The sequence below is a fragment of the Streptomyces sp. NPDC029169 genome, assembly GCF_055563935.1.
Genome location: NZ_JBVHXA010000004.1, coordinates 417,079 through 443,970, shown reverse-complemented (window position 1 = coordinate 443,970; position 26,892 = coordinate 417,079). Strand labels below are relative to the sequence as shown.

Genomic DNA, 26,892 nt, shown 5'->3' with positions numbered 1-26,892 from the left:
TGCGCTTCGAGCGGGTGGTGGCCGCGAGGGCGTTGGCGGGCCGTGGCCGGGTCCTACGCCGTGTGGCGCCTCGCCCTGAGGGCCAGGGAGAGGGCCAGGACCGTTTGGGGGTCGTCCAAGTCCGTGCCGAGGAGTTCGGAGATGCGGGCCAGGCGGTTGTAGAGCGTCTGGCGGTTCAAGTGGAGTTCCCTCGCCGTTTCCGCCTTGCGGCCCGCGTGGGCCAGGTACGTCTCCAGGGTGGGGAGCAACGGAGGGCGTGACGCGCGGTCGTGGTCGCGCAGGGGGCCGATCGCGCGGTCCACGAAGGCCGCGAGGTCCGGGTGGTCCCGCAGGCGCCACAGCAGCAGGTCGATGTCCAGGCGGCGCGCGTCGTACCACGGCCGGTCGGAGAGCCCCTGCGCCGCCGTCGCCGTCTCACCCGCGTGCCGCAGCGCCGCCGACGCCGCCGCCCAGCCGCCCGCGACGCCCACCACGACCACCGGCGCCTGGCCGCCCGCGCGTTCCAGGCCCGCCCGCTCCACGCCCGCCCGCAGCGCCGCCGCGACCCGGTCCGCCACCGCCGTACGCTCCGACTCCGAGCGCAGGCCCAGCAAGAGAGGGACACGGCCTTCCACCGGGCGGACGCCCAGCAGGACCGGGACTCCCACGGACGAGAGTTCCTCCAGGACCGCCCTCGCCAGCAGCGCCCAGTTGCCCGACGGGGACAGCTCCGACGCCAGGCGCATCACCACCGGCAGCAGCGGGCCGTCCCCCGGGCGGAAGCCAAGCACCCGCGCCTGCGCCGGCGCGTCCTCCGCCGTGATCCGGCCCTCCGCCAGGTCCGTCAGGAAGTCGCCCCTGCCCCGCGCCGCCAGCTCCTCCTCCTGCCTCGCCTGCATCAGCACGACCGCCAGGATCCCCGCCGCCCGTTCCGCCGCCATCCGGTGCACCAGGGAGAGCGGGGCCGCGACCGACAGCAGTACCAGGCGCGCGCGAACCGAGCCCGTTCCCGGGCCGCCGCCCGGCACGTCCACCAGGACCGACCCCACCGGCGGGCCCGACTCCCGGGCCGCCCGCTGGCCCCGCAGCCCGTCCCACACCTGGAGCGGGTCCGCCGGACCCGACTCCGTACCCGCCGCGTACAGCAGCTGCCCGTCCGCCGTCTCCAGGAACACCGGGTTCGCCGTGAAGTCGGCCAGGATCCGCAGCACCTGCGGCACCCCGCCCCCGCCCAGCAGCGCCTCCGTGCACTGCCGGTGGACCTCCTCCGCCTGCCGCAGCAGCGCGTAGTGGCCGTTCACGATCTCGGTGTGGATCTCCTCCGTGACGGCCACGAAAGGGACCTCGCGGTGCAGCTGCACCAGGGGCAGGCCCGCCGAGCGCGCCGTGTCCACGATCGTCGCCGGCAGACGGGAGAAGCGGGGGCCCAGCTCCACGACCAGCGCCGCGATGCCCCGGTCCGCCAGCCGGCGTACAAAAGCGCGCTGCTCCGCCGGGCGCGTCCCGAGGCCAAGCCCCGTCGTCAGCAACAGCTCGCCGCCCTTGAGCAGCGACGCGATGTTCGGGACCTCGCCCGCGTGCACCCAGCGCACCGTGCGGTTCAGCCGGTCCGCGCCGGCGACCACCTCCGGGAGCCCGCTGCGGAGTCCGGGCAGCTCCAGCGCCCGCTGCACGGTGATCCCGCCCTGATTGTCCATGGAGCCGGACGCTACCTCCGTACATGTTCCGGCAACATCACCCGACAGTTACGGCACCCGACAGTTCGTCCGTACCGTCGACAACTCGTCGCCCCGTGCGGCCATTTGTGCGACCGCATGTCGATTGTGGCGTACGTCACGCAGGAGGATCCTCTCCGGCCATGGCAGAGAACCCCACTCCCGAGGTGCAGCGCCTCAAAGCGAACTCGGTCGGCATCGTCGGCGTCGTCTTCATGGCCGTCGCCACCGCCGCCCCCATCACCGCGATGACCGGCAACCTCCCCATCGCCGTCGGTTTCGGCAACGGCACCGGCGCCCCCGCCGGCTATCTCTTCGCGACCCTCGTCCTGACCGTCTTCTCGGTCGGCTACGTCGCCATGGCCAAGCGGATCACCGCCGCCGGCGCCTTCTACGGCTACATCTCGCACGGCCTCGGCCGGATCGCCGGCATGGCCTCCGGCATGCTCGCCGTCCTCGCGTACGTCGTCTTCGAGGCCTCGATCGTCGGCGTCTTCGCGTACTTCACCAAGACGACGGTCGCCGACCAGCTCGGTGTGGACCTGCCGTGGGTCGTGTACGCGGCGGCGATGCTCGCCGTGACCGCCGTCCTCGCGTACTTCGACATCAACCTCACCGCCAAGGCACTCGGCGTGATGCTCATCGCCGAGATCGCGGTCCTGTTCGCCGTGGCCACCGCCGTCCTGATCGCCGGCGGCGGCCCCGACGGCATCCCGGTCGAGCCGATCAACCCCAAGAACGCCTTCACCGGCGCCTCCGCCGGCCTCGGCCTCTTCTTCGCCTTCTGGTCCTGGGTCGGCTTCGAGTCGACCGCGATGTACGGCGAGGAGTCCCGCGACCCCAAGCGCGTCATCCCCCGCGCCACCCTCATCTCCGTCGTCGGCGTCGGCCTCTTCTACATCTACGTCTCCTGGATGACCATCGCCGGGAACGGACTCGCTGGCTCCGTGAAGCTCTCCTCGTCCGCGAGCCCCCTCGACCTGTTCTTCGCCCCCACCCAGTCCTTCATCGGCGCCTGGGCCGTCGACGCCTTCCAGTGGCTGCTGCTCACCGGCTCCTTCGCCTGCGGCATGGCCTTCCACCAGTGCGCCTCCCGCTACCTGTACGCCATCGGCCGCGAGGGCTTCCTCCACCCGGCCCTCGGCCGTACGCACCCCCGGCACGGCTCGCCGTACATCGCCTCCTACGTCCAGAGCGCCATCGCGGTCGTGCTCGTCGGCGCCTTCTGGCTCAGCGGCCAGGACCCGTACATCCACCTCTACACACTGCTCGCGATCCTCGGCACGATGGCCATCCTCATCGTCCAGACCCTCTGCTCCTTCGCCGTCATCGGCTACTTCCGCAAGAACCACCCCGAGGACCGGCACTGGTTCAGGACGCTCACCGCGCCGCTGCTCGGCGGCATCGGGATGACCGCCGTGGTCGTGCTGCTCGTCGTCAACATGGAGACCGCGGCGGGACTCGCCGCCGACTCGCTCTTCTTCAAGGCGATCCCCTGGATCGTCGGAGCGGTCTTCTTCGGCGGCCTCGGCCTCGGCTTCTACCTCAAGGCCCGGCAGCCCGAGCGCTACGCGATCATCGGCCGGATCGTCCTGGAGGACGCCACCGAGCGCGACGACGACGTCGACGAAACCGCACCCGCCCCCGTACCGCAGAGCTGACCCTCACCTCCTCCAGGAGCGCCCCATGGCACGCACCAACCCGATGCACCTCCTGAACCGCCTCGCCGCCGAGCACGCCGACGCCCGACGGCTGAACCTCCCCGTCGACGAGCTGAGGGGGATGCGGTCCGATCCGGTCGGCCGCCGCTCCCTCCTGAAGTACGCCGCCGCGGCCGGGATCGCCGTCTCCGCGGGCACGGCCGTCTCCCGGCCGGCCGTGGCCCGGGCCGTGACCCCGGCCAGGGTCGCGGTGGTCGGCGCCGGCATCTCCGGCCTCACCGCCGCCCTCACCCTCCAGGACGCGGGCCTGAGCCCGACGCTCTACGAGGCCAACCCCTCCCGGGTCGGCGGCCGCATGTGGACCCAGCGGAACCACTGGGCGTACGGGCAGACCTCCGAGATCGGCGGCGAGCTCATCGACACCAGCCACAAGAAGATCCTGGAGCTCTGCCGCCGCTTCAATCTGCCCACGGAGGACTTCCTCGGCGGCGGACCCAACGGCGCCGAGGAAGTCCTCTGGTTCAACGGCGCGTACTACCCCCGCCACCAGGCCGACGAGGACTTCAACGGCGTCTACCAGGCCCTCCACCGCGATCTGCTGGAAGCGGGGGAGGTGAAGTGGAACCAGACCACCGCCACCGGCACCGCACTCGACAACATGTCGATATACGAATGGATCGAGTCCCGCGTCCCCGGCGGCCACTCCTCTCCGCTCGGCCGCTTCATCGACGTCGCCTACAACGTCGAGTACGGCGCCGACACCACCGAACAGTCCTCGCTCGCCCTCGTCCTGCTCATGGGCTACCAGACCAATCCGGGCAACTTCAACATCTGGGGACTGTCCAACGAGCGCTACCACATCACCGGCGGCAACGACCGGCTCCCGAACGCCATCGCGGGCGCCCTCGCCCCCGGCACCCTGCGCCAGGGCTGGTCCCTGACCGCCGTACGGGCCAACGCGGACGGCACCCAGACGCTGACCTTCACCGAGGCCGGCGCCACCCGCACCGTCACCGCCGACCACACCATCCTCACCGTGCCCCTGCCGATCCTGAAGCAACTCGACCTCACCCAGGCCGGGTTCGACCCGCTGATGACCAACCTGCTGCGGGACGCGAGGATGGGGTACTGCACCAAGCTCAACATGCAGTTCGGCACCCGCCCGTGGCGCGGCACCGGCGCCTGGCCCGGGGTCTCCGCCGGTGACTGCTTCACCGACACCGAGGTCCAGCAGACCTGGGACACCACCAAGATCCAGGGCGGCACGGGAGGCATCCTCATCCAGTACGGCGGCGGCAGCCTCGCCAAGTCCCTGACGCCCGCCGGGCCGTTCTCCACCGAGTCCGACCCGTACGTACGGAGCCTGGTGACCCGGTACCTCGGCGGCATCGACGCCTTCTTCCCCGGCACGTCCACGGCGTACACCGGCCGCGCCCAGCTCTCCGCCTGGCACCGCAACCCGTACACGCTCGGCGCCTACTCCTGCTGGCCCGTCGGCTATCTGCACCGGTACGCCGGCTACGAGGGCACCGCCCAGGGCAACATCCACATCGGTGGCGAGCACTGCAGCTACGACTTCCAGGGCTTCATGGAGGGCGGCGCCACGGAGGGCGAGCGGGCCGCGCGGGAGGTGATCACCGCTCTGAGCTGAGTGTGTGTCAGGCGGCCGGTGTGATGTTGTGGTTGAAGCGGAAGACGTTGTCGGGGTCGTACGCGGCCTTGACGGCGGCGAGCCTGCGGTAGTTGTCGGCACCGAAGCCGGCGACGACCCGGTCCTCGCCCTCGGAGCCGATGAAGTTGAGATACACGGCTCCGGTCGACCACGGCCTCACATCGGCCCGCACGTCCCGTACCCACTGCCTCGCCCGCTCGTCGTCCGCCGGGTCCTCCCAGGTCGCGAACGGGTGGACGGCCCAGGGAGCCGAGCGCCACGGGACCGGGTAGTCGGCGGGACCGTCCGCCACCGCGCCGCCCATCATGAACAGCACGTGCTGGGTGGCGGTGGGGAGCGGGATCCGCGCGGCGCGCTCGCAGTAGACGTCCACCGCCGCGTCGGGGAGCTCCCGCAGATACTCCGCCGACCAGTAGTTCCGCAGCCCCGGCGGGTCGTCGAGCATGCACTGGAGCTCCGTGTACGGGACGTTCATCACCATCTCCATCACGGGCTCCAGCTCGAACAGCGGCGTCGAGAGCTCGCGGACCTCGGCGACCGGCCCGGCGTACGTGAAGAGCGTGGCGCAGACCAGCTTGCCGACGAGGTGCTCGGGGACGAACGGCTCGGGCGGCGCGGGGAAGTAGACGACCCCGCCGCCCGCCTCGTCCGGGACCGACGCGGCCAGATCGCGGAAGGTGCGCACCACCTCGGGGGCCCTTTCCGGCAGGAAGAACAGCATCGCCATGCTCATCTCCGGCAGCTTGTGCAGCCGCAGCGTGAGCGAGGTCGCGACCCCGAAGTTGCCGCCCCCGCCGTGGAGCGCCCAGAACAGCCCCGGATGCGTCTCCGCGTCCGTGTGCACGTGCTTGCCCTCGGCGGTGATCAGCTCCGCGGCGAGGAGGTTGTCGCACGCGAGCCCGAACTTCCGCTCCAGCCAGCCCGATCCGCCGCCAAGCGTGAAGCCGCCGACCCCGGTGGTGGACACCCGCCCGCCCGTCGTCGCGACATGGAACGGCTGGCAGGCGTGGTCCAGGTGGCTCATGGTCGCGCCGCCCTCGACCCGTACCGTCATGTTCTCCGGGTCGGCGACGACGGCGTGCATCCGGCGCAGATCGACGACGAGCGCGCCGTCGATCACGGAGGTCCCGGCGACGCTGTGACCGCCACCGCGCACCGCGATGGGCAGTTCCGCCTCGCGGCCGAAGAGGATCGCGTTGGACACGTCCTCCTGGGTCGCGCACTGGGCGATCACGGCCGGACGCCGGTCGATCATGCCGTTGTGGATGGCGCGGGCCTCGTCGTAACCCGGATCGCCTGGGACGAACACCTCACCGGCCAGATCCTCGACGAGTCCGGCCAGGGCGTTCTTCGACACGTGGGGAGCCATGGGAGTGCCCCCCTTTCTGCGGGGGGACAGGACCCTTTCAGCGTATTCCGGGTGGCGGCGCCCGTCGCCTCAGCCGCCGTACGCCCCGCTCAGCCCCCGCTCGCCGTCAGCCGCCGTACGCCCCGCTCGCCGTCAGCCGCAGCGCCGTGTCGATCAGCGGAACGTGGCTGAACGCCTGCGGGAAGTTCCCCACCTGCCGCTGAAGCCGCGGGTCCCACTCCTCGGCAAGCAGCCCCAGGTCGTTGCGGAGCGCGAGCAGCCGCTCGAAGAGCTTGCGGGCCTCGTCCACCCGCCCGATCATGGCCAGGTCGTCGGCGAGCCAGAACGAGCACGCCAGGAAGGCGCCCTCGTCGCCCTCCAGGCCGTCCACACCGGCCTCCGCGCCCGTGGTCGGGTAGCGCAGCACGAAGCCGTCCTCGGTGGACAGCTCCCGCTGGATCGCCTCGATCGTGCCGATGACCCGCTTGTCGTCCGGCGGCAGGAAGCCCATCTGCGGGATGAGCAGCAGCGAGGCGTCCAGCTCCGTGGAGCCGTACGACTGCGTGAAGGTGTTCCGCTCCTTGTCGTAGCCCTTCTCGCAGACGTCCCGGTGGATGTCGTCGCGCAGCTCGCGCCAGCGCTCCAGCGGGCCGTCGGCGTCCCCGGACTCGATGAGCTTGATCGTGCGGTCGACCGCCACCCAGGCCATCACCTTCGAGTGCACGAAGTGCCGGCGCGGCCCGCGGACCTCCCAGATGCCCTCGTCGGGCTGGTCCCAGTGCTCCTCCAGGTAGCGGATCAGCTTGAGCTGGAGCAGGGACGCGTAGTCGTTGCGGGACAGGCCCGTCATGTGCGCCAGGTGCAGGGCCTCGGTGACCTCGCCGTACACGTCCAGCTGGAGCTGGTTGGCCGCCCCGTTGCCGACCCGCACCGGGCTGGAGTTCTCGTACCCCGGCAGCCAGTCCAGCTCGGCCTCGCCGAGCTCCCGCTCGCCGGCGATGCCGTACATGATCTGCAGGTTCTCCGGGTCGCCCGCGACCGCCCTGAGCAGCCAGTCCCGCCAGGCGCGGGCCTCCTCGCGGTAGCCGGTGCGCAGCATCGACGACAGGGTGATCGCCGCGTCGCGCAGCCAGGTGTAGCGGTAGTCCCAGTTCCGTACGCCGCCGATCTCCTCCGGCAGGGAGGTGGTCGGCGCGGCGACGATCCCGCCGGTCGGCGCGTACGTCAGCGCCTTGAGCGTGATCAGCGAGCGGACCACGGCCTCCCGGTACGGGCCGTGGTACGTGCAGTGCTCCACCCACTCCCGCCAGAAGTCGACCGTCGCCTCCAGCGCACCCTCCGGGTCCGGCAGGGCGGGCGGCTCCTTGTGCGAGGGCTGCCAGCTGATGGTGAACGTGACCCGGTCGCCGGGGGTGACGGTGAAGTCGGAGTACGTGGTGAGGTGCTCGCCGTGCGTCTCGACCTCGGTGTCCAGCCATACCGAGTCGGGGCCCGCGACGGCGACCGTGCGGTCCCCGACCTTGTGCACCCACGGCACGACCCGTCCGTAGCTGAACCGCATCCGCAGCGCGGAGCGCACCGGCACGCGGCCGGAGACGCCCTCCACGATTCGGATCAGCTGCGGCGCGCCGTCACGCGGGGGCATGAAATCGGTCACCCGGACCGTGCCGCGCGGGGTGTCCCACTCGGACTCCAGGATGAGCGAGTCGCCGCGGTATCGGCGGCGGTCGGCGGGCGCGGGGAGAGCGCCGTCGGGGCCGGCGGGACCGACCCGCCAGAATCCGTGCTCCTCCGTGCCGAGCAGCCCGGCGAAGACGGCATGCGAGTCGAAGCGGGGCAGGCAGAGCCAGTCGACGCTGCCGTCCCGGCAGACGAGGGCGGCGGTCTGCATGTCTCCGATGAGTGCGTAATCCTCGATGCGCCCGGCCACGTGCTCTCTCCAGATCGAACGGCCACGTCCGCCCCGCAGGGCGCTTGCTACAGGTCAACGGTCAGGTCGGCGGTCAACTGATCGTTGACGCTCGGCGGCGAGTGTCCGAGCAGGATACGACGCATCTCGTTGCGGTCTCGTCACGTCGTTGCTCCGATCGGGTGAGCAGGGCTTGACGCCGCCCCCCGGCGCGGCCCGCGCACCGGCGGCGTATCGCCGTCCGTGTGCACTCGACTGCCCCGTGTGGCCGGAAGCAGTCTCCCGTTGTCGCTGATACCCTGGTACCCCGTGGACCGGTGGGAAACGGCGACAGCCGAGGACCCCGCAACCGCAGCGACGGCACCCCCCGATTCTTCCGGAGGGCACGCCGGAACGCACCTCCAGAACGCGACCACGGGAGCCCCCTCTTGGCGATGCCGCCCAAAACCACGACGACCAAGCACATCTTCGTCACCGGGGGTGTCGCCTCCTCCCTCGGCAAGGGCCTGACCGCCTCCAGCCTGGGTGCGCTCCTCAAGGCGCGGGGCCTGCGGGTCACGATGCAGAAGCTCGACCCGTACCTGAACGTCGACCCCGGAACGATGAACCCGTTCCAGCACGGCGAGGTCTTCGTCACCAACGACGGCGCCGAGACCGACCTGGACATCGGCCACTACGAGCGCTTCCTCGACGTCGACCTCGACGGCTCGGCCAACGTCACCACCGGCCAGGTCTACTCCCAGGTCATCGCCAAGGAGCGGCGCGGCGAGTACCTCGGCGACACCGTCCAGGTCATCCCGCACATCACCAACGAGATCAAGTCCCGGATCCGCCGCATGGCGACCGACGACGTCGACGTGGTCATCACCGAGGTCGGCGGCACGGTCGGCGACATCGAGTCGCTGCCGTTCCTGGAGACCGTCCGCCAGGTCCGCCACGAGGTCGGCCGCGACAACGTCTTCGTCGTGCACATCTCGCTGCTGCCCTACATCGGCCCCTCCGGCGAGCTGAAGACCAAGCCGACCCAGCACTCCGTCGCCGCCCTGCGCAACATCGGTATCCAGCCGGACGCCATCGTGCTGCGCGCCGACCGCGAGGTCCCCACCGCCATCAAGCGCAAGATCTCGCTGATGTGCGACGTGGACGAGGCCGCCGTCGTCGCCGCCATCGACGCCAAGTCGATCTACGACATCCCCAAGGTGCTGCACACCGAGGGCCTGGACGCCTACGTCGTGCGCAAGCTCGACCTGCCGTTCCGCGACGTGGACTGGACCACCTGGGACGACCTGCTCGACCGCGTCCACAACCCCGAGCACGAGGTCAACGTCGCGCTCGTCGGCAAGTACATCGACCTGCCCGACGCGTACCTCTCGATCACCGAGGCCATGCGGGCCGGCGGCTTCGCCAACAAGGCGCGGGTCAAGGTCAAGTGGGTCACCTCCGACGACTGCAAGACCCCGGCCGGCGCGGCGAAGCAGCTCGGCGACGTCGACGCGATCCTGATCCCCGGCGGCTTCGGCGACCGCGGTGTCAACGGCAAGATCGGCGCGATCCAGTACGCCCGCGAGAACAAGGTGCCGCTGCTCGGCATCTGCCTGGGCCTGCAGTGCATCGTGATCGAGGCCGCCCGCAACCTGGCCGACATCCCCGACGCCAACTCCACCGAGTTCGACGCGGCGACCGCCCACCCGGTCATCTCGACCATGGAGGAGCAGCTCGCGTACGTCGAGGGCGCCGGCGACCTGGGCGGAACGATGCGCCTCGGCCTCTACCCGGCGAAGCTCGCCGAGGGCTCGATCGTGCGCGAGGTCTACGACGACCAGCCGTACGTCGAGGAGCGCCACCGCCACCGCTACGAGGTGAACAACGCCTACCGTGCGGAGCTGGAGAAGAAGGCGGGCCTCGTCTTCTCGGGCACCTCCCCGGACAACAAGCTCGTCGAGTACGTCGAGTACCCGCGCGAGGTGCACCCGTACCTGGTCGCGACCCAGGCCCACCCGGAGCTGCGCTCGCGTCCGACGCGTCCGCACCCGCTCTTCGCGGGCCTGGTCAAGGCGGCTGTCGAGCGCAAGACGGGCAAGTAGTACGAGGAGTTAACGTTGCCGGGGTACAGGTCCTTGCCAGGGCCGGTACCCCGGCTTTCGTGTGTGGGAGGACGAACATGGAGTTGCAGGACACCCCGGAGGAGTGGCGGGTCGTCGCGACGACGACCCCGTTCCAGGGAAACAAGACGAGTGTCCGCACGGACGACGTGGTCATGCCCGACGGCACGGTCGCGCGCCGCGACTACCAGGTCCACCCCGGCTCGGTGGCGGTCCTCGCCCTCGACGACCAGGACCGGGTGCTGCTGCTGAAGCAGTACCGGCACCCCGTGCGGCAGAAGCTCTGGGAGATCCCGGCCGGCCTGCTCGACGTACCCGGGGAGAACCCGCTGCACGCCGCGCAGCGGGAGCTGTACGAGGAGGCGCACGTCAAGGCCGAGGACTGGCGGGTCCTGACCGACGTCTATACGACGCCCGGTGGCTGCGACGAGGCGGTACGGATCTTCCTGGCGCGGGACCTGTCGGAGGCGCACGGCGAACGCTTCGAGGTCTCCGAGGAGGAGGCCGACATGGAACTGGCCCGGGTCCCGCTCGCGGATGTCGTCCGTGGCGTGCTCGCGGGCGACCTCCACAACAACTGCCTGGTGGTGGGCGTCCTCTCCCTGACGGCAGCCCGCGCGAGCGATGGCCTGAACGCGCTGCGCCCCGCGACCGCGGAATGGCCGGCCCGCCCGTTCGAGGCGTAGCCCCGGCCCACAACGGAGCGAACGGCGGGTGGTGTGAACATCGGCTGATCCGATTGGGGGATGTGTCCGCCGCGCTCCGCCAGGTCCGGCACACGCGCTGAACTACGCTCGGGATGCCCGTCGGAGACACCCGCGGGATCGGTTCGTGTGCAGGTGGACGGGAGCGTGGCCCGTGGCGGATCAGGCGGTGGTAGCGGGCGGGGTGCGGCACTTCTACGGTCGGCAGCGGGAGTTGAAGGCGCTGCGCGCCGACATCGAACGGACCGGACTCGACACGCTCGCCGGCCACAAGGCCCCCCGCGCCCGCGTCCTGCTGATCGCCGGACGCCCGGGGTCCGGGCGGACCGCGCTGGCCGAGGAGCTCGTCGCCGGACTCGGAACCGCCTACCCCGACGGGGTGTTCCGCGCCCGGCTCACCGAACCCGGCGGCGACCCGGTCCCCACCGCGCGCGTGGCCCAGGGGCTCCTCCGGGACCTCGGCGTCGCCGAACCGCCCGGCGCCGGCGAGGACGAGCTGACCGAGCTGGTCCGCAAGGCCCTCGCTGTACGCCGTACCGTCCTCGTCCTCGATGACTCCGTCGACGCCGAACAGGTCGACCCGCTGATCCCGGACAACCCCGACGCCCTCGTCGTCGCCGTCGCCAGGGGACCGCTCACCGGGATCCCCGACGTGCGGCCCTGCACCCTCGGCGGCCTCGACCCCAAGTCGGCGATCGAACTGCTCACCGCCTTCACCGGCTCCGTCCGCGTCACCGTCGACCCGCAGGCCGCCGAGACCCTCGCCGAGGAATGCGGCGGCCAGCCCGCCGCCGTCGTCCTCGCCGGCGGCTGGCTCGCCGCCCGCCCCAAGGCCTCCGTCGCCGACCTCGCCAAACGGCTGCGCGCCCTCTCCGGCGACCCGCTCTCCCGCGCGTTCCAGCTCGTCCACGAGTCCCTGGCCCAGCCGGCCGCCCGGATACTGCGATACCTCTCCCTCGCCCCGCTCGGCCGGGCCGACGCCCACACCGCCTCCGCCCTGGCCGGCTGCTCCGTCTCGGCGGCCGCGACCACCCTGGCCGGCTTCATCGCGCTCGGCCTGGTCACCGAGGGCGAGGACGGCCAGTACGAGGTGCCCGGACATCTCGTACCCCTGCTCCGCGAACAGCTGGAGGAGCGCGACCGGCCCGCCGAGGTGCAGCTCGCCCGCGCCCGGATGCTGGAGCGGAGCGTACGGCTCCTCCAGTCCTGCCGCGCGGTCACCGAGCCCGAGGGGTCCTCGGCCCGCAAGAAGCTCGCCGGACTGCCCCGCGCCCTGCGCTTCCCGAACGTGCGCGCCGCCGCCGACTGGCTGGAGAGCCGCCGGCCCGTGCTGCTCGCCTCCGCCCGCCTCGCCGTCGCCGACGGCGAGCTCGACACCCTGGCACGCCGGCTCGTCGCCGCCCTGGTCAGGGCCGAGACCGCGCACCGGGGCGCCGAGGCCGCGGCGCCCGAGCTCTACGGCCTGCACCGGCTGGTCCTGGACGTGGCCGAACGGCGCGGACTGCACCGGGAGCGCGCTGCGGCCCTGCTCAACCTGGCCGATCTCGACGCCAGGACCGGCCGCACCCAGGACGCCCTGGCCCGCTACCGGACAGCTTTGGACGCCGGACGGGCCGCGAACGACCCGTACGCGATCGGCCGCGCGATGGAATCCGTAGGCGGTTCCTACCAGGAACTGGGGGACTGGCAGCGGGCCGGCGACTGGTACGGCCGGGCCCTCGCCCAGCGCCTCGCCCGCGACGAGCGGGCCGACCAGGCCCGGCTGTACGCACGGCTCGGCACCGTGCAGACGTACGCGGGCCGCTACGGCGAGGCCCTGCGGAACTGGCGCGCCGCCGCCGCGGGCTACCGCCGGCTCGCCGATCTCCCGGGCTACGCACGGGCGTTGAGCGAGGCGGCCCGGGTCCAGGAGTACGCCGGACGGCCCGAGGAATGCCTGCGGACCTGCGAGGAGGCGGTGGAGTGGGCCCGGCGCGCCCAGGACGTACGGCTCCAGGCGGCGCTCCAGCTCCGGCTTGCGGACACTCTCGACCGGCTCGGCGACCCCGCTGCGGCCCGATTGCATCGGTCCGCGGCCGAAAGACTCCTCGGAGGCGAGGCTTCCGCCTACGAAATCCGTAGTGCTTCCGTCGAAGATTAATGCTTTGCAAGGCTAGACACAGGGAACTCCTTCATTAGACTGGGTGCGCCGCGATCGACCGCGGTCTGTCCCGGTGCGCCATGATGCATCCGGGTATGTATCGCAGTGCACCCCCCGTTATCCCCTGATTCAAGGACCGTGATCGACGATGAAGGTCGGCATCCCCCGCGAGGTCAAGAACAACGAGTTCCGCGTGGCCATCACCCCTGCCGGTGTCCACGAGCTCGTCCGCAACGGCCACCAGGTCTTCATCGAGCAGAACGCCGGTGTGGGCTCCTCGATCACGGACGAGGAGTACGTCTCCGCCGGCGCCCAGATCCTCGCCACCGCGGACGAGGTCTGGGCCACGGCCGACCTGCTCCTCAAGGTCAAGGAGCCCATCGCGGAGGAGTACCACCGCCTCCGCAAGGACCAGACCCTCTTCACGTACCTGCACCTCGCCGCCTCCCGCGAGTGCACGGACGCGCTGCTGGAGTCCGGCACCACCGCCATCGCCTACGAGACCGTCGAGACCGCGAACCGCGCCCTGCCGCTGCTCGCCCCGATGTCCGAGGTCGCGGGCCGCCTGGCCCCGCAGGTCGGCGCCTACCACCTGATGCGCTCGGTCGGCGGCCGTGGCGTGCTCCCCGGCGGCGTCCCCGGCACCCACGCCGGCGAGTGCGTCGTCATCGGCGGCGGCGTCTCCGGCTGGAACGCCACCCAGATCGCCGTCGGCATGGGCTTCCACGTGACCCTGCTCGACCGTGACATCAACAAGCTCCGCGAGGCCGACAAGATCTTCGGCACCAAGGTGAAGACGATCGTCTCCAACGCCTTCGAGCTGGAGAAGGCCGTCGTCGAGGCCGACCTCGTCATCGGCGCCGTCCTCATCCCGGGCGCCAAGGCCCCGAAGCTGGTCACCAACGAGCTCGTCGCCAAGATGAAGCCCGGAAGTGTCCTTGTCGACATTGCGATCGACCAGGGCGGCTGCTTCGAGGACTCGCACCCGACCACGCACGCCGAGCCGACCTTCCAGGTCCACAACTCGGTCTTCTACTGCGTCGCCAACATGCCGGGCGCGGTGCCGAACACCTCCACGTACGCCCTCACCAACGCCACGCTGCCCTACATCGTGTCGCTGGCGAACAACGGCTGGGCCGAGGCCCTGCGCCGGGACGCCGCGCTCGCCCTGGGCCTCAACACCCATGACGGCAAGGTGGTTTACAAGGAGGTCGCTCAGGCGCACGGCCTCGAGCACGTCGAGCTGACCAGCCTCCTGGGCTGACCCTCTTGGACGTCGCGTCAACGCGCGCCGTCAACCTCACGCATCCGGCCGGACCTTGTGCACCAAGGTCCGGCCGGATGTGCATCCGGCCACTTCCGGGCCGCCGCGCAACTCGCCTCGAACGTAACCCTTTAACCGTTTCGCACACCCCCGAAACGTGCGGATGCATGGCTGCGCACCCTTGACAGAGAGGTGTTCGGTTGCCGACACATCGGGCCGGGTCCGGCGGATTGTGTTGCTGCGGAGCGGTGACACGCCATAGAGTCGCCAACCGTCGGCATGGTGCCACGCTGACCTATCGATAAATGTTCCTGGTCACATCCAAGGAGGTAAGACGACTTGTGAATGAGTCGACATTTACTCCCGGGGGCGGACAGCCAGGAATCCCTGTCGGCTCCGTCGCCGTCCGGACCTTCGCGACCAACGCGAACCACGCGACGCACGCGACGCATCAGCCCGTGACGACAGCCCACACGATGAAGATGATGGACGGCCTACACGTGAACGCCACGGCCGGCAACGAGAGTGGCCGAGAGTCCACCCACTTCGCCGCCTACGACGAGGTGCCCGAGGGGCACTTCTACGACCCCGACGCCGAGTACGAGCCCGACCCGGAGTACGCGGCCACCCTCGCACCCGACGCTGCCCGTCAGCGCCGCGAGAGGATCGGCCCCACCGGACGGCCCCTGCCGTACTTCCCGATCCCGGGTCCGCTGACCGATCACGGACCCGCGAAGATCATCGCGATGTGCAACCAGAAGGGCGGCGTCGGCAAGACCACGTCGACCATCAACCTGGGTGCCGCGCTCGCGGAGTACGGACGGCGGGTGCTGCTCGTCGACTTCGACCCGCAGGGAGCCCTGTCGGTCGGTCTCGGTGTGAACCCGATGGAGCTCGACCTCACCGTCTACAACCTGCTCATGGAGCGGGGCATGTCGGCGGACGAGGTGCTGCTCAAGACCGCCGTGCCCAACATGGACCTGCTGCCGAGCAATATCGACCTCTCGGCGGCCGAGGTGCAGTTGGTCAGCGAGGTCGCGCGCGAGTCGACGCTGCAGCGCGCCCTGAAGCCGCTGATGAACGACTACGACTACATCGTGATCGACTGTCAGCCCTCGCTCGGTCTGCTGACCGTGAACGCGCTGACGGCGGCTCACAAGGTCATCGTGCCGCTGGAATGCGAGTTCTTCGCGCTGCGCGGTGTGGCCCTGCTGACCGAGACGATCGAGAAGGTCCAGGAGCGGCTCAACCCGGACCTGGAGCTCGACGGCATCCTCGCCACGATGTACGACTCCCGGACCGTGCACAGCCGTGAGGTCCTGGCGCGTGTGGTCGAGGCCTTCGACGACCACGTGTACCACACGGTGATCGGCCGGACCGTGCGCTTCCCGGAGACCACGGTCGCCGGTGAGCCGATCACGACGTACGCGTCGAACTCGGTGGGTGCCGCCGCCTATCGCCAGCTCGCCAGGGAGGTGCTCGCCCGGTGTCACGCCGAGTGAGTCTGCCCGGCGCCGACGAACTGTTCCGTACGACCGGGGGGATGGCGCTGCAGTCCTCCTCGCCCCGTGGCCGGGTGCCGGCTCCGGCGGGCGAGAGCGACACGGAGGCGGGGGCGGAGGGCGCGGGTACCGGCTCCCCGGAGCACGCGGCGGCGCAGCCCGCCGAACAGGCGGAGCCCCGGGCCCGCGCGGCGGAGCCCGCGGCCGCTCCGGCCCCGGCCCCGGCGCCCGCCCAGGCGCGCAGGCGCGGCCGGTCGCCGAACCGGCGGCCCAGCGGGCGGGAGCGGCACGACGAGAAGATCACGGTCTACGTCTCCGCCGAGGAGCTGATGGACCTGGAGCACGCGCGCCTGGTGCTGCGGGGCGAGCACGGCCTGGCCGTGGACCGCGGCCGGATCGTCCGCGAGGCGGTGGCGGTGGTCCTGGCGGACCTGGAGTCCCGCGGCGACGCGAGCATCCTCGTACGCCGCCTGCGCGGCCGCTGAGGGTAGCCTGCGGGCTGCAACGCCCCCTGCTCCTCCCTGGACCCCGATGCCCCCACCCCCTGCCGAAACGTCCCGTCCCCGCCGCCCCCTGGGCCGAGGCCCGGGCACGACGCCCACGCCCCCAGGGCCCTCGCCCGAGGCCCCTGCGGAGGCCCAGTCGGCGAACGCCGGGGGCACGGGGGAGGCCCCCGAGCCCCGTCGGTCGGACGAGGAGGCCTCCGCCTCCGAGCCTCGATCGGCCCTCGAGTCCCTGCCGGCGGCCCCCGAGCCCTTGTCGGTGGACGACGCTGTGTACCCGGCTGCGGGCGCACCCTCCGGCGTGACCGGGGAAGCCACGGTGGGGGAGCCCGCGGGAGCGGTCCGCGACTCCCCGCCCGGCGGGGACGGAGAGCCACCGGCGACTGCCGGGGCGTCCGCCGAGAGCCGCCCGCAGGACGGACGGCCCGGGCCGTCCGAGACGCGCGGCGCCGCGAGCGTTCCGGCCGCCCCTTCCGCGTCGGCACTCCCCACGACGCTCGACGACGCCGCCCCAGCGGGGTCGGCGCCCGAGCCGTCGGCGGGTACCGGCGCGGTGGGGTCGGCGCGGTGGGCGCCCGAGTCGTCGGGCGGTTCCGGTCCGGTGGGGCTGGCGTCCGAGTCGGCACGCACCGGGGAGGTGGCCGCCCCCGGCGGCGATGGGCGGTTCACCGTGCGGCTCGTCAACTTCGAGGGGCCCTTCGATCTGCTCCTCCAGCTCATCTCCAAGCACAAGCTCGACGTCACCGAGGTCGCCCTCTCCAAGGTCACCGACGAGTTCATGGCGCACATCCGCGCCATGGGGCCCGACTGGGATCTTGATCAGACCACCGAGTTCCTCGTCGTCGCCGCGACCCTGCTCGACCTCAAGGCCGCCCGGCTGCTGCCCGCCGCCGAGGTGGAGGACGAGGCCGATCTCGCGCTCCTGGAGGCGCGGGACCTGCTCTTCGCGCGGCTCCTGCAGTACCGCGCGTACAAACAGATCGCCGAGATCTTCAGCGAGCGGTGGGAGACCGAGGGGCGGCGTCACCCCCGTACCGTCGGCCTCGAAGCCCACCACGCCGAGCTGCTCCCCGAGGTCGTCATCTCCATCGGCGCCGAGGGCTTCGCCAGGCTCGCCGTCAAGGCCATGCAGCCCAAGGCCAAGCCGCAGGTGTACGTCGACCACATCCACGCCCCCCTCGTCAGCGTCCGCGAACAGGCCGGCTTCGTCGTCGCCCTGCTGCGCGAGCGCGGGAGCGTCAGCTTCCGGGAACTCGCGCAGGACGCCGGCGACACCCTCACCGTCGTCGCCCGCTTCCTCGCCCTCCTGGAGCTCTACCGCGAGAAGGCCGTGGCCCTCGACCAGGACGACGCCCTCGGCGAGCTCACCGTCACCTGGGTCGGCGGGGACGACGAGACCCAGGTCACCGACGAGTTCGATCAACCCGTGGAGGAGAAGGCATGAGCGACCTCAAGCCCGCCCTCGAAGCCGTCCTGATGGTCGTCGACGAGCCGGCCACCGAAGCCCACCTCGCCAAGGTCCTGGAGCGCACCCCCCGCGAGGTCGCCGACGCCCTGCGCGAGCTCGCCGACGAGTACACCGTCCAGGGCCGCGGCTTCGAGCTGCGCCTCGTCGCCGGCGGCTGGCGCTTCTACTCCCGCCCCGAGCACGCCGCCGCCGTCGAGGCCTTCGTCCTCGACGGCCAGCAGGCCCGCCTCACCCAGGCGGCCCTGGAGACCCTCGCCGTCGTCGCGTACCGCCAGCCGGTCAGCCGCTCCCGCGTCTCCGCGGTCCGCGGAGTGAACTGCGACGGTGTCATGCGCACCCTCCTCCAGCGGGGTCTCGTGGAGGAGGCGGGCGCGGAACCCGAAACAGGTGCGATCCTGTACAGGACGACGAACTACTTCCTGGAGCGGATGGGCCTGCGCGGCCTGGACGAGCTCCCGGAGCTCGCGCCCTTCCTCCCCGAGGCGGACGCGATCGAGGCGGAGACGCTGGAAGGGGTCCCGTCGTTCGACCCGGACGCACCAGATGCGCCGGGTTTCGAGGACGCAGACGACAAGACGGAAATTTGATGCGAAGCAGCAGCGGCAGGAACAGCAGCGGAAACAACGGCGGGAGCCGTGGTGGCAACAGCGGCGGCCGCGGCGGTAGCGGCGGCGCGGGCCGTAGCGGTGGCAGCGGTGGCGCGGGCCGCAGTGGCGGCAGCGGTGGGGGCCGCGGCGGCAGCGGTGGCGGTTACCGGGGAGCCGGTGGCGGCGGCCGCGACGACAGGCAGGACAGCGGTCGGCTGCGCAACCCGCGCCCCGAGGAGCGCCGCTACGACGTGGGCGGCACGTCCGAGGCCCCGAAGAAGGGCCGCGGCGCCGCGGCCCGAGGTGGCGCCAAGGGCGGCCCCAAGGCCCCGCAGGGCGGCACCCCGCCCCGTCGTGGCCCGCACGGACAGCGGCAGGCCCCGGCGCGCTCGCGCGAGCTCGACGCCAAGATCGAGCAGCGCAACCGCGACCGGTACGCGGACCGGCCGGAGATCAAGACCCCCAAGACCTTCCCCGGCGCCGAGCAGGAGGGCGAGCGGCTGCAGAAGGTGCTCGCCCGGGCCGGCATGGGCTCGCGCCGCGCCTGCGAGGAGCTGATCGAGCAGGCCCGCGTCGAGGTGAACGGCGAGATCGTCCTGGAGCAGGGTAAGCGCGTCGACCCCGAGCACGACGAGATCAAGGTCGACGGCCTGACCGTCGCGACCCAGTCGTACCTCTTCTTCGCGCTGAACAAGCCGGCCGGTGTCGTCTCCACGATGGAGGACCCCGACGGCCGCCAGTGCCTCGGCGACTACGTCACCAACCGCGAGACCCGGCTCTTCCACGTCGGCCGCCTCGACACCGAGACCGAGGGCATCATCCTCCTCACCAACCACGGTGAGCTGGCCCACCGCCTCACGCACCCGAAGTACGGCGTGAAGAAGACCTACCTGGCCGCCATCACCGGCCCGCTGCCCCGCGAGGTCGGCAAGCGGCTCAAGGAGGGCATCCAGCTGGAGGACGGCTACGCCCGCGCCGACCACTTCCGCGTCGTCGAGCAGACCGGCAAGAACTACCTGGTCGAGGTCACGCTGCACGAGGGCCGCAAGCACATCGTGCGCCGGATGCTCGCCGAGGCGGGCTTCCCGGTCGAGAAGCTGGTCCGCACCGCCTTCGGCCCGATCGGTCTCGGCGACCAGAAGTCGGGCTGGCTGCGCCGCCTGACCAACACCGAGGTCGGCATGCTGATGAAGGAAGTCGGCATGTAGTCCGTTGTTCGTACGAGTCGTTCGTACGAGAAGAAGCCCGTGACCGCCCGGCGGTCACGGGCTTCTTCGCACTTGTGGGCGAAGCCCGCCACCCTTTATAGTCAACATGACTCTTAAGGAGGCGTCTTCATCGCCCTCGCCGTGTACGGCTGGTGGACCTGGACCCACGGGGGTGGACCAGGCTCCGACACCCTGCTCACGGCGGGGGTGGTGGGGACGTGCAAGCAGCGGCGTACGGTCGAGAGGGAGGCGGTCGCATGAAGCGCTACGGACACGGCCTGGTGCTCGGCACGTTCTGTCCGCCGCACGCCGGCCACCACCATCTGGTCCGCACCGCCCGCGACCGCTGCGAGCGCCTCACCGTGCTCGTCTGCGCCTCCTCCGTGGAGACACTGCCCCTGGAGGACCGGGTCGCCTGGATGCGGGAGATCCACCCCGACGTCCTGGTCGTGGGTGCCGTCGACGCCATCCCCGTCGACCTCCACGACCCCGATGTGTGGGCCGCCCACATGGCCGTCTTCCGGAGCGCGGTGCCCGAGCCCGTCGACGCCGTCTTCACCTCGGAGCCGTACGGAGAGGAGCTCGGCCGCCGCTTCGGCGCCGAATCCGTCCGCGTCGACCCGGACCGTACGCTCTTCCCTGTCTCCGACACGGCCGTCCGCAAGGACCCCGTGGGCTGCTGGGACTACCTGGAACCGCCGGTGCGGGCCGCGCTCACCCGGCGCGTGGTCGTGCTCGGCGCCGAGTCCACCGGCGTCACCACCATGGCCCGCGCCCTCGCCGAGCACTACCGGTCCAGGGGCGGCGTCTGGGCGCGCACCCGCTGGGTACCGGAGTACGGCCGCGAGTTCAGCGAACTCAAGCTCGCCGAACTGCGCGCCCGCCGCCCCGATGCCACGGGGGAGGACGTGACCTTCCACTCGGAGGACTTCCCGCTCATCGCACTGCGCCAGGCCGAGCTGGAGGAGGAGGCGGCGCGGGCCGGCTCGCCCGTGCTCTTCTGCGACACCGACGCCTTCGCCACCACCATCTGGCACGAGCGGTACATGGGCACCACCAGCCCGGCCACCTGTGAGGTCGCTGCGCGCGGCCGGCACCACCTGTGGCTGCTGACCGACCACCGGGGTGTCGCGTTCCAGGCCGACGGGCTGCGGGACGGGGAGCATCTGCGGTCCTGGATGACGGCCCGCTTCCACACCCAGCTCACCCACACCGGCCGCCGGACGGCCGTGCTGACCGGACCGCACGAGGAGCGGCTCGCGGCGGCGGTCGCCGCCGTGGACGCGCTGCTCGCCGAGGGCTGGGACCTCGCCGACCCTCTGCCGGAGTACCGATGACCGCTTCCCAGGCCCCTGAGGGCTACGACCCGTACGCCTTCGAGCCGTTCGCCGTCACCGTCGACCTCGCCGTCTTCACCGTCCGCGACGAGCGGCTGCAGGTGCTGCTCGTCGAACGCGGCCAGGAGCCGTACGCCGGAGCCTGGGCGCTGCCCGGCGGATTCGTCCTGCCCCGCGAGTCCGCGGAGGTGGCGGCCCGCCGCGAACTGGCCGAGGAGACCGGCCTGTCGGAAGACACCGTCTCCGGACTCCACCTCGAACAGCTCCGGACGTACAGCGAACCCGACCGCGACCCCAGGATGCGCGTCGTCTCGGTCGCCTTCACCGCGCTCCTCCCGGACGCCCCCGAGCCACGCGGCGGCGGCGACGCGACGCGGGCGCGGTGGATGCCGTACGGAACGCAGGGCCAGCTCGCGTTCGACCACGACCGGATCCTCGCCGACGCCCACGAACGGGTCGGCGCCAAGCTCGAGTACACCTGCCTCGCCACCGCCTTCTGCCCGCCGGAGTTCACGATCGGCGAGCTGCGGCAGGTGTACGAGACGGTCTGGGGCGTCGAACTCGACCGCCCCAACTTCCGGCGCAAGGTCCTCGCCACGCCCGGCTTCGTCCAGGCCGTGGAGGGACCGCCGCGCCTCACCGGCGGACGGGGGAAACCGGCCGCTCTCTACCGGGCGGGCGAGGCCACGGCCCTCCACCCGCCGTTGCTGCGACCGGAAGGACGATCCGCATGACGACGCAAGCGACGAAGCAGGCTGCCACGGGGGCGCTGGTCGGACTGGCACTCGGGGACGCCCTCGGCTTCCCGACCGAGTTCAACGACGTGCCGTCGATCCTGGCGAAGTTCGGCCCCTGGCGGGCCATGGAACTGCCGGTGAAGCGCGGCACGGCATACGTCACGGACGACACGCAGATGACGCTCGCCCTGGGGCGCGGCATCCGGACCGCCATGGACCGGGGAGTCCTCGCTCCGCTGAGGCTGGCGCGGCCGGTCCGGGAGGAGTTCGTGGACTGGTACCACTCCCCGGAGAACAACCGGGCGCCGGGGAACACCTGTCTGCGCGCGTGCCACCTCCTCGACGGCGACCGTGTGTGGCAGGACGCCAGCCAGATCCACTCCAAGGGGTGCGGTGCCAACATGCGCGTCGCGCCCCTCGGGCTCGTCCCCGGCCTGAGCGAGGAGCAGCGCTCGGGCGCCGCCCAGCTCCAGGCGGCCCTCACGCACGGCCACCCGACCGCGCTGGCGGCCTCCGATCTGACGGCCCGTGCGGTGTACCTGCTGACGCAGGGCGTCGACGCGACGGGCCTGGTGGGCCACCTGCGCTCGTACGCGTACGAGAACCGCTCCGTGTACCGCGAGACCTGGCTGGGCGACCTGTGGACCCGCTCCCAGGACCCGTCGGCCCGGCACTTCATCGAGCGCGGCTGGGACGAGTGCCTGGCGGTCCTGGAGAAGCTGGACGCGGTGCAGCGCACGGCGGACCCGGAGCTCGACCCCTGCACCTACACCGGCGACGGCTGGATCGCCGAGGAGGCCCTCGCCACCGGCCTCCTCTGCTTCCTGCTCTTCCCCGACGAGCCGCTGACCGCCCTGCGAAGGGCCGCCTGCACCCGCGGCGACTCCGACTCCATCGCCGCCCTCGCGGGCGCCTTCGCCGGGGCCCACCTCGGCGCGGGCGCGTGGCCGAAGGCCTGGGAGGAGCACATCGAGTACCGCAGCGAACTCCTGACCCTGGGCGCCCTCTGGGACGCGTGAGCCCCGGCTGGGAAGCTTGGGCCATGACCGTAGCTCTCGTACCCGAAGTCGACCTCTCCGCCGTGGTCGCCGAACAGCCCGATCCCCTGGTCTTCGCCACCGTCTCGGGCGCGCATCTGTACGGATTCCCGTCCCGTGACTCGGACGTGGACCTGCGCGGCGTGCACGTGCTGTCGGTGGAGGGGCTGATCGGGCTGCGCGAGCCCGAGGAGACGCGCAGCCGCATGTGGGACCGCGACGGCGTGGAGATGGACCTCGTCACGCACGACGTGCGGAAGTTCGTCCGGCTGATGCTGCGCCGCAACGGCTACGTACTGGAACAGCTGCTCTCCCCGTTGGTGGCCCACACCTCGGAGGCTCATGCCGAGCTGATATCCCTCGCGCCGCATGTGCTCACCCGCCATCACGCGCATCACTACCGTGGGTTCGCCGCGACGCAGTGGCGGTTGTTCGAGAAGACGGAGGAACTGAAGCCGCTGCTCTACACCCTCCGGGCACTGCTCACCGGCATCCACCTGATGCGTTCCGGCGAGGTCCAGGCCCATCTGCCCACGCTCCTCGGGGAGGTCGCCGAGGCACCCGCGTACGTGCCGGAGCTGGTCGAGGCGAAGGCCGCGGCCGAGCACGGACCGGCCGAGGTGGACCTGGCGCGAGTCCGCGGGGACGTGGAGGCGCTGCACGCGGTGCTGGACACCGCACAGGCGGCCACAGCGCTCGGCGAGGCTCCCGGGGCCCTGGAGGCCCTGCACGAGTTCGTCGTGCGGGTGCGGCTACAGGGTGTGGAGGGCTGAGGCGCGGCGGGCGCGGATCAGGAAGTCTTCTACGCGGGCGTGGTCCGGGGCCGGCGGGAGGGGGGAGGTGGTGGCCGCCGCGTCCGCCTCCTCGGTGAGACGATTCATCCAGGACTCGACCTCCGCCCACGGCACCTCGCCGCGCTTCACCGCCAGCAGGCGGTCGCGGTCGGTGCCGACGTGGATGGTCAGTTCGCCGGTGCGCAGCAGGTCGCGGCAGCTCATCAGCAGCCGCAGCAGGTGCATCGCGTGCTTCCAGCGCGGATGGCCGTACTGGCGGACGTCCGCGTCGAGCTTCCTGCGCTGCCCGCCCGCGTACCGCACGAAGGTCTGGTGCGCCCGGCGGGAGAGGAACGCCCCGCGCAGCGAGACCAGTTCGCGGCCGGTGTCGTCGATGTGCTCGACGACGGGGGAGTGCAGACACTCCAGTACGTTCGGGTTCGCGCGCAGCGCCAGCTCGCAGAAGCGTTCCAGCTCCCAGCTGAACTGCTCCTCCGTGGGCCCCTCCACGTGCGCCGGCGGCTTGTCGAAGCGCCAGAAGAGCGGCGTCGGGGCGAGGAAGACGCCCCGACGATCGGTGTCGCTGTCCTCGGTCTCCAGACCGAAGGCGCGCGACCCCATGACGCAGGAATAGATCGTGTGGTCGCGCACCAGGTCCGTCGCATTCATGCGCGACAGGCTACGCCAGGGTGATGGTGTCTCCCGACACGGTGATCTGCTCGGCCGGGAGCGGGCGCCGGGCCGGCCCCGCGGCCACCGAGCCGTCCGCGATACGGAACTTGGAACCGTGACAGGGACAGTCGATCGTGCCGTTCTCCACCTTGCCCACCGTGCAGCCCTGGTGGGTGCAGACCGCCGAGAACGCCTTGAACTCGCCGGCCGTGGGCTGCGTCACGACGACCTTCTCGTCCTTGAAGACCGTGCCGCCGCCGACCGGGATCTGAGAGGTGCGGCCGAGCGATGTCCCGGCGGGCGCCGTCCCCGGGGTCGTCGGGCCCGTGGGCAGGGGCGTCGTCGGGCCGGCGGTCGTACCGCCGTCGTCGCCGTCGTCGCCGTCGTTGCCGCAGCCGGTGGCCAGGACGGCGACGGAACCCGCGCCGGCCAGCAGCACGGTACGGCGGGGCGTGGCTTCAGCAGTCATGCCGTACAGCTTCGTCGCGCGCCCCCGCCCACGGTCCGCAACACGCCTAGACCCAGGGCGTCAGCTCCCTCGCACGGCCGTCGGCGTCCCGGCGCACCTCCAGGACCGCCGTGACGGCCGCCCGTTCGATCGGCCCGTAGACGTGCGGGAAGAGCACGTCCTCCGAGCCCTCCCAGCGCACCTCGGCGCTCAGCCGGCTCTCGTCGATCACCAGGACCAGGAGCGGACCGTGCACACCCCGGTAGTGGGCGTCCGCGACGACCAGCGCCGCCGTCTCGTCCGGCGAGCAGTGGACGAAGCCCTCGGAGGCCAGCGAGGGCGGGGCGTAAGGGAGTTCGGGATCGGCGGACCATTCGTCCAGCGGTACGACGTGCAGCAGCATGCCGACAGTTGTACCGCGCGCCCCGCGACCGCCGCATACCCCGAGTGGCGGCATGGCCTGGTCTGGGTGACATTGGCCGTCTCGGAGGGCGGTCGCCGCGGCGGTGTGTCCGCGGGCCTGACTAGGCTGATCGGAGCACTCTCGCAAGGTTCGCAGGTCAGGGTAAGGAGCACGACGTGGCGGTACGAGCGGTCCGAGGCGCCGTCCAGCTGGAACGGGACGAGGCCGGACACATGCACGAGCAGGTCGAGGAGCTGCTCACCGCCGTCCTGGAGCGCAACGAGCTCACCACCGACGACCTGATCAGCATCTGGTTCACCGCCACGCCCGATCTGCACAGCGACTTCCCGGCCGCCGCCGCGCGCCGGATCGGCATCGTCGACGTGCCGCTGATCTGCGCGCAGGAGCTGGACATCGAGGGTGCCATGCCGAGGGTCGTACGACTCCTCGCGCACGTCGAGTCGGAGCTGCCCAAGTCCGCGATCGCGCACGTCTACCTCGGTGCCGCGGCCGCCCTGCGCAAGGACATCGCCCAGTGAGAACCGCGCTCGTCATCGGAACCGGCCTGATCGGCACCTCGGCGGCGCTCGCGCTCGCCGGGCGCGGCATCGCCGTCCACCTCCGCGACCACGACCCGGCCCGCGCGCGTACGGCCGCGGCGCTCGGCGCCGGCACCGACGAGGCGCCCGAGGGCCCCGTCGACCTCGCCGTCATCGCCGTACCCCCGGCGCACGTGGCCACCACCCTCGCCGCCGCGATGCGGGAGGGCGTCGCGCGCGGCTACCTGGACGTGGCGAGCGTCAAGGGCGGGCCGAAGCGCGAGCTGGAGGAGCTGGGGCTCGACCTCAGCGCGTACATCGGGACGCACCCGATGTCCGGCAAGGAGCGCTCCGGCCCGCTGGCGGCCACCGCGGACCTCTTCGAGGGGCGGCCCTGGGTCCTCACACCGACCCGCGACACCGACACCGAGGTCCTGAACCTGGCCCTGGAGCTGGTCGCGCTCTGCCGCGCCGTCCCGGTCGTCATGGACGCGGACGCCCACGACCGCGCCGTCGCGCTCGTCTCGCACACCCCGCAGCTGGTGTCCTCGATGGTCGCCGCGCGCCTGGAGGAGGCGGACGAGACGGCGGTACGGCTGTGTGGGCAGGGGATCCGTGATGTGACCCGCATCGCGGCGTCCGACCCGCGCATGTGGGTCGAGATCCTCTCGGCGAACCCCGGTCCGGTCGCCGACGTCCTCGCCGGCGTCGCGGCGGACCTGGACGAGACGGTCCGGGCACTCCGCTCACTCCAGTCCACGGACGAGGACAAGCGCCGCGAGGGCACCAGCGGGGTCGAGGACGTCCTGCGCCGCGGCAACGCGGGGCGCGCCCGCGTCCCGGGCAAGCACGGCGCGGCGCCGGCGCAGTACGAGACCGTCGCCGTCCTCATCAGCGACCAGCCCGGCGAGCTGGCCCGCATCTTCGCGGACGCGGGCCGCGCGGGCGTCAACATCGAGGACGTCCGCATCGAACACGCGACGGGTCAGCAGGCGGGTCTGGTCCAGCTGATGGTGACCCCCTCGGCGGCGCCGGTGCTGGGGGCTGCGCTGCGGGAGCGGGGCTGGGCGCTGCGGGCGGGGTGAGGACCTGTTGTGCCCACGGGGGCGGTGCCCGTTCCGGGGGCCGCAGGCCCGCTCGGCCAGATGGGTGGCTGGGACTCGGTAACCTTGGGGTGGCCCCCC

At 71.7% G+C, this 26,892-nt stretch carries 23 protein-coding genes and 1 pseudogene; 18 read left to right on the top strand and 6 right to left on the bottom strand.

Features of this window, described 5'->3' with window-relative positions:
• Nucleotides 1-53: 53 nt before the first annotated feature.
• A complete protein-coding gene (locus ACZ4VI_RS11265) occupies nt 54-1,676 on the bottom strand; it encodes a PucR family transcriptional regulator (protein WP_467998791.1) in 1,623 nt (540 codons plus the stop codon).
• Nucleotides 1,677-1,837: 161 nt separating this feature from the next.
• On the opposite strand from ACZ4VI_RS11265, the gene ACZ4VI_RS11260 reads away from it, so the two are divergent.
• Together ACZ4VI_RS11260 and ACZ4VI_RS11255 are read left to right on the top strand one after the other, a co-directional pair.
• Complete coding sequence (locus ACZ4VI_RS11260) at nt 1,838-3,355, top strand: APC family permease (RefSeq protein WP_467998790.1); 1,518 nt, start codon at nt 1,838-1,840, stop codon at nt 3,353-3,355.
• A 25-nt stretch (nt 3,356-3,380) separates the two neighbouring features.
• A complete protein-coding gene (locus tag ACZ4VI_RS11255) occupies nt 3,381-5,006 on the top strand; it encodes a flavin monoamine oxidase family protein (protein ID WP_467998788.1) in 1,626 nt (541 codons plus the stop codon).
• Between the two features lie 7 nt (nt 5,007-5,013).
• On the opposite strand, the gene ACZ4VI_RS11250 is transcribed toward ACZ4VI_RS11255, so the two are convergent.
• Both ACZ4VI_RS11250 and ACZ4VI_RS11245 read right to left on the bottom strand, forming a co-directional pair.
• Nucleotides 5,014-6,396, bottom strand: coding sequence for an FAD-binding oxidoreductase (locus ACZ4VI_RS11250; protein ID WP_467998786.1), 1,383 nt, complete (start codon nt 6,394-6,396; stop codon nt 5,014-5,016).
• A 106-nt stretch (nt 6,397-6,502) separates the two neighbouring features.
• Nucleotides 6,503-8,305: a glycoside hydrolase family 15 protein gene (locus ACZ4VI_RS11245; RefSeq protein WP_467998784.1), complete on the bottom strand. Its 1,803-nt coding sequence runs from the start codon at nt 8,303-8,305 to the stop codon at nt 6,503-6,505.
• 413 nt (nt 8,306-8,718) lie between these two features.
• Between ACZ4VI_RS11245 and ACZ4VI_RS11240 the strand changes: the two genes are divergently transcribed.
• The 14 genes and pseudogenes from ACZ4VI_RS11240 to ACZ4VI_RS11175 all read left to right on the top strand — a co-directional run bounded on the left by ACZ4VI_RS11240 (nt 8,719) and on the right by ACZ4VI_RS11175 (nt 23,646).
• Nucleotides 8,719-10,368, top strand: a complete 1,650-nt coding sequence (locus ACZ4VI_RS11240; RefSeq protein WP_467998782.1) for a CTP synthase — start codon at nt 8,719-8,721, stop codon at nt 10,366-10,368.
• A gap of 77 nt (nt 10,369-10,445) precedes the next feature.
• Nucleotides 10,446-11,072, top strand: a complete 627-nt coding sequence (locus tag ACZ4VI_RS11235) for an NUDIX domain-containing protein (protein ID WP_467998781.1) — start codon at nt 10,446-10,448, stop codon at nt 11,070-11,072.
• 172 nt (nt 11,073-11,244) lie between these two features.
• A complete protein-coding gene (locus tag ACZ4VI_RS11230; protein ID WP_467998779.1) occupies nt 11,245-13,230 on the top strand; it encodes an AAA family ATPase in 1,986 nt (661 codons plus the stop codon).
• A gap of 148 nt (nt 13,231-13,378) precedes the next feature.
• Nucleotides 13,379-14,494, top strand: coding sequence for an alanine dehydrogenase (gene ald, locus ACZ4VI_RS11225; protein WP_467998777.1), 1,116 nt, complete (start codon nt 13,379-13,381; stop codon nt 14,492-14,494).
• 476 nt (nt 14,495-14,970) lie between these two features.
• Nucleotides 14,971-15,996, top strand: coding sequence for a ParA family protein (locus tag ACZ4VI_RS11220; protein ID WP_385157552.1), 1,026 nt, complete (start codon nt 14,971-14,973; stop codon nt 15,994-15,996).
• Nucleotides 15,981-16,481 (top strand): hypothetical protein, encoded by a 501-nt coding sequence (locus ACZ4VI_RS11215; RefSeq protein WP_467998776.1) that lies wholly within the window; start codon nt 15,981-15,983, stop codon nt 16,479-16,481. Before ACZ4VI_RS11220 ends, ACZ4VI_RS11215 begins: the two co-directional genes overlap by 16 nt.
• Nucleotides 16,482-16,800: 319 nt before the next feature.
• Complete coding sequence (locus tag ACZ4VI_RS11210) at nt 16,801-17,943, top strand: segregation and condensation protein A (RefSeq protein ID WP_467998774.1); 1,143 nt, start codon at nt 16,801-16,803, stop codon at nt 17,941-17,943.
• On the top strand, nt 17,940-18,554 hold the full coding sequence (scpB, locus tag ACZ4VI_RS11205) for an SMC-Scp complex subunit ScpB (RefSeq protein ID WP_467998772.1): 615 nt from the start codon (nt 17,940-17,942) through the stop codon (nt 18,552-18,554). Before ACZ4VI_RS11210 ends, scpB begins: the two co-directional genes overlap by 4 nt.
• The gene (locus ACZ4VI_RS11200) at nt 18,554-19,762 is read left to right on the top strand and encodes a pseudouridine synthase (RefSeq protein WP_467998770.1); all 1,209 of its coding nucleotides are present in this window, start codon (nt 18,554-18,556) and stop codon (nt 19,760-19,762) included. Before scpB ends, ACZ4VI_RS11200 begins: the two co-directional genes overlap by 1 nt.
• A 123-nt stretch (nt 19,763-19,885) precedes the next feature.
• Nucleotides 19,886-19,981, top strand: a pseudogene (locus tag ACZ4VI_RS11195) (nicotinamide riboside transporter PnuC); the annotation flags it as partial.
• Nucleotides 19,982-20,019: 38 nt separating this feature from the next.
• Nucleotides 20,020-21,099, top strand: coding sequence for an AAA family ATPase (locus tag ACZ4VI_RS11190; protein ID WP_467998768.1), 1,080 nt, complete (start codon nt 20,020-20,022; stop codon nt 21,097-21,099).
• Complete coding sequence (locus ACZ4VI_RS11185; RefSeq protein ID WP_467998766.1) at nt 21,096-21,833, top strand: NUDIX hydrolase; 738 nt, start codon at nt 21,096-21,098, stop codon at nt 21,831-21,833. Before ACZ4VI_RS11190 ends, ACZ4VI_RS11185 begins: the two co-directional genes overlap by 4 nt.
• Nucleotides 21,830-22,855, top strand: a complete 1,026-nt coding sequence (locus tag ACZ4VI_RS11180; RefSeq protein WP_467998764.1) for an ADP-ribosylglycohydrolase family protein — start codon at nt 21,830-21,832, stop codon at nt 22,853-22,855. Before ACZ4VI_RS11185 ends, ACZ4VI_RS11180 begins: the two co-directional genes overlap by 4 nt.
• A gap of 23 nt (nt 22,856-22,878) precedes the next feature.
• Entirely contained in the window at nt 22,879-23,646 is a 768-nt protein-coding gene (locus ACZ4VI_RS11175) for a nucleotidyltransferase domain-containing protein (protein ID WP_467998762.1), read from the top strand.
• On the opposite strand, the gene ACZ4VI_RS11170 is transcribed toward ACZ4VI_RS11175, so the two are convergent.
• Genes ACZ4VI_RS11170 through ACZ4VI_RS11160 form a run of 3 tightly spaced genes read right to left on the bottom strand, consistent with a single transcriptional unit; the run spans nt 23,626 to nt 25,169 of the window.
• Nucleotides 23,626-24,315: a nucleotidyltransferase domain-containing protein gene (locus tag ACZ4VI_RS11170; RefSeq protein WP_467998760.1), complete on the bottom strand. Its 690-nt coding sequence runs from the start codon at nt 24,313-24,315 to the stop codon at nt 23,626-23,628. The genes ACZ4VI_RS11175 and ACZ4VI_RS11170 overlap by 21 nt on opposite strands.
• 10 nt (nt 24,316-24,325) lie before the next feature.
• Complete coding sequence (locus ACZ4VI_RS11165) at nt 24,326-24,787, bottom strand: Rieske (2Fe-2S) protein (protein WP_467998758.1); 462 nt, start codon at nt 24,785-24,787, stop codon at nt 24,326-24,328.
• Nucleotides 24,788-24,833: 46 nt separating this feature from the next.
• Nucleotides 24,834-25,169 (bottom strand): DUF952 domain-containing protein, encoded by a 336-nt coding sequence (locus ACZ4VI_RS11160; protein ID WP_467998756.1) that lies wholly within the window; start codon nt 25,167-25,169, stop codon nt 24,834-24,836.
• 176 nt (nt 25,170-25,345) lie between these two features.
• Between ACZ4VI_RS11160 and aroH the strand changes: the two genes are divergently transcribed.
• Nucleotides 25,346-25,708: a chorismate mutase gene (gene aroH, locus ACZ4VI_RS11155; RefSeq protein WP_467998754.1), complete on the top strand. Its 363-nt coding sequence runs from the start codon at nt 25,346-25,348 to the stop codon at nt 25,706-25,708.
• Nucleotides 25,705-26,793 carry a prephenate dehydrogenase gene (locus ACZ4VI_RS11150; protein ID WP_467998752.1) on the top strand — a complete coding sequence of 363 codons (1,089 nt, stop codon included), beginning with the start codon at nt 25,705-25,707 and terminating at the stop codon, nt 26,791-26,793. Before aroH ends, ACZ4VI_RS11150 begins: the two co-directional genes overlap by 4 nt.
• The last annotated feature ends 99 nt before the right edge of the window (nt 26,794-26,892 follow it).